At 62.8% G+C, this 2,681-nt stretch carries 2 protein-coding genes; both read left to right on the forward strand.

Translation table 11 applies throughout. The features are described from left to right. Positions 1–42: 42 nt before the first annotated feature. Complete coding sequence (locus EN750_RS28150) at positions 43–861, forward strand: alpha/beta hydrolase (RefSeq protein WP_127398683.1); 819 nt, start codon at positions 43–45, stop codon at positions 859–861. Positions 862–991: 130 nt separating this feature from the next. Beyond that, positions 992–2,681, forward strand: a 1,690-nt coding sequence (locus EN750_RS28155; RefSeq protein WP_189526522.1) for a homocysteine S-methyltransferase family protein, incomplete at its 3' end; no start/stop codon positions are given.

Raw genomic sequence — 2,681 nt, forward strand, 5'->3', positions numbered from 1 at the left:
CAACTGTATTAAAACAGGGCAATTCCCCCGACGGAGCGGACAATGGCGATCTCGCAGAAGACCCTTGAAACCAGCCACGGCAAGATCGCGGTTCGCCAGACCAGTGGCGAAGGCGCCGCTGTCATGCTGATCCACGGCAATTCATCTTCCAGCGCCGTTTTCCGCAACCAGTTGGACAGCCCGTTGGGCGAGCGCTACCACCTCATCGCTCCCGACTTGCCCGGCCATGGAGCGTCCGCCGATGCGATCGATCCGGAGCGTTCCTACAGCATGGAAGGCTATGCCGATGCCATGACCGAAGTGCTCGGGCTGCTCGGCGTCGACAAGGCCATCGTCTTCGGCTGGTCGCTCGGCGGCCATATCGGGCTTGAGATGATCGACCGCTTTCCCGGCCTGCTTGGCCTGATGATCACCGGCACGCCGCCCGTCTCGCCCGAGCAGGTCGGCAACGGCTTCAAGCCGAGCCAGCATATGCACCTTGCCGGGCAGGAAACCTTCACTGACGCGGATGTCGAGGCCTATGCGCGCAGCACCTGCGGCGAGCCGTTCGAGCCGTTTCTCATCGACACGGTGGCGCGCACCGATGGAAGGGCGCGGCGCCTGATGTTCGAAAAGTTCGCGGCCGGCACCGGGCGGAACCAGCGCGAGATCGTGGCCGGCAAGACGCCGCCGATCGCCGTTCTGAACGGCATCGACGAGCCATTCGTCAACACCGATTTCGTCTCCGCTGTGAAATTCTCCAATTTATGGGAAGGCAAGGCCCATCTGCTCGACAAATCCGGCCACGCGCCGTTCTGGGATTCGCCGGATCGCTTCAATCCGGTCTTCGCCCGCTTCCTGGCAAGCTTCGACAGAGCGTAGGTCCGTCGGAAAACCGGCGCCACAGACCCCGCCCTCGAGACAGGTGGGTGACAATCGCGCGCATCTACCGTATATTGACATAAAGATATCCTTATGTGACATGAAAAGGCCTGTCGCCAAAGGGATAAAAATGTCGCAGAATTCTGCATCGCTGGACGCATTGTTCGGCCCCGTCGCGGCAAAACCGGACGGCTCGGAAGTGCTTGCCGCGCTGACAGCGGCGGCACGCGAGCGCATTCTCATCCTCGACGGCGCCATGGGCACGCAGATCCAGGGCCTCGGCTTTGATGAGGAACAGTTTCGCGGCGAGGCCTTCGCCGGCTGCGCCTGCCACCAGCAAGGCAACAACGATCTTCTGATCCTGACGCAGCCGAAGGCGATCGAGGAGATTCACTATCAATACGCCATCGCAGGCGCCGACATCCTCGAAACCAACACCTTCTCCTCGACCTCGATCGCCCAGGCCGATTACGGCATGGAGGATGCCGTCTACGCGCTGAACCGCGATGGTGCGCGGCTGGTGCGGCGCGCGGCGGTGAGGGCCGAGCAGGAAGATGGCAAGCGCCGTTTCGTCGCCGGCGCGCTGGGGCCGACCAACCGCACCGCCTCGATGTCGCCCGACGTCAACAATCCTGGCTACCGCGCCGTGACCTTCGACGATCTGCGCCTCGCCTATGGCGAGCAGTTGCGCGGCCTGATCGACGGCGGCGCCGACATCATCCTGATCGAGACGATCTTCGACACGCTGAACGCCAAGGCCGCGATCTTCGCAGCGGAAGAGATCTTCATCGAGAAGGGCGTGCGCCTGCCGGTGATGATCTCGGGCACCATCACGGACCTCTCCGGCCGCACGCTGTCGGGCCAGACGCCGACCGCCTTCTGGCATTCGGTGCGCCATGCCAACCCTTTCACCATCGGCCTCAATTGCGCGCTCGGCGCCAATGCGATGCGGGCGCATCTGGCCGAAATATCAGGCGTCGCCAACACCTTCACCTGTGCCTATCCGAATGCCGGCCTGCCCAATGAATTCGGCCGGTATGACGAGAGCCCGGAATTCATGGCCGCGCAGATCGAGGATTTTGCCAGGGAAGGCTTGGTCAATGTCGTCGGCGGCTGCTGCGGCTCGACCCCGGAGCACATCCGCGCCATCGCAGAGGCGGTGCGGAAGTATCCGCCGCGCGCCATTCCTGACATCACGCCGAAGATGCGCCTGTCCGGGCTGGAGCCGTTCACGCTCACCGAGGAGATCCCCTTCGTCAATGTCGGCGAGCGCACCAATGTCACCGGCTCGGCCAAATTCCGAAAACTGATCACGGCGGGCGACTATGTCGCCGCACTCGACGTCGCCCGCGACCAGGTCGCCAATGGCGCGCAGATCATCGACATCAACATGGACGAGGGTCTGATCGATTCGAAGAAGGCCATGGTCGAATATCTCAATCTGATCGCAGCCGAGCCGGACATCGCCCGCGTTCCTGTCATGGTCGACAGTTCGAAATGGGAGATCATCGAAGCCGGCTTGAAATGCGTGCAGGGCAAGCCGCTGGTCAACTCCATCTCGATGAAGGAGGGCGAAGAGGCCTTCCTGCATCATGCCAGGCTGGTCCGCGCCTATGGCGCGGCGGTGGTCGTCATGGCCTTCGACGAGGACGGCCAGGCCGACACCAAGGCGCGCAAGGTCGAGATCTGCACGCGCGCCTACAAGCTCCTGACCGAGCAGGCCGGCTTCCCGCCCGAGGACATCGTCTTCGATCCCAATGTCTTCGCCATCGCCACCGGCATCGAGGAGCACGACAATTACGGTGTCGACTTCATTGAGG

This window comes from Mesorhizobium sp. M7A.F.Ca.ET.027.03.2.1 (assembly GCF_003999175.1).
GTDB lineage: Bacteria > Pseudomonadota > Alphaproteobacteria > Rhizobiales > Rhizobiaceae > Mesorhizobium.

Coding starts and splice junctions, on each gene's coding strand:
- EN750_RS28150 (WP_127398683.1), top strand. CDS start 43: ATGGCGATCTCGCAGAAGACCCTTGAAACCAGCCACGGCAAGATCGCG.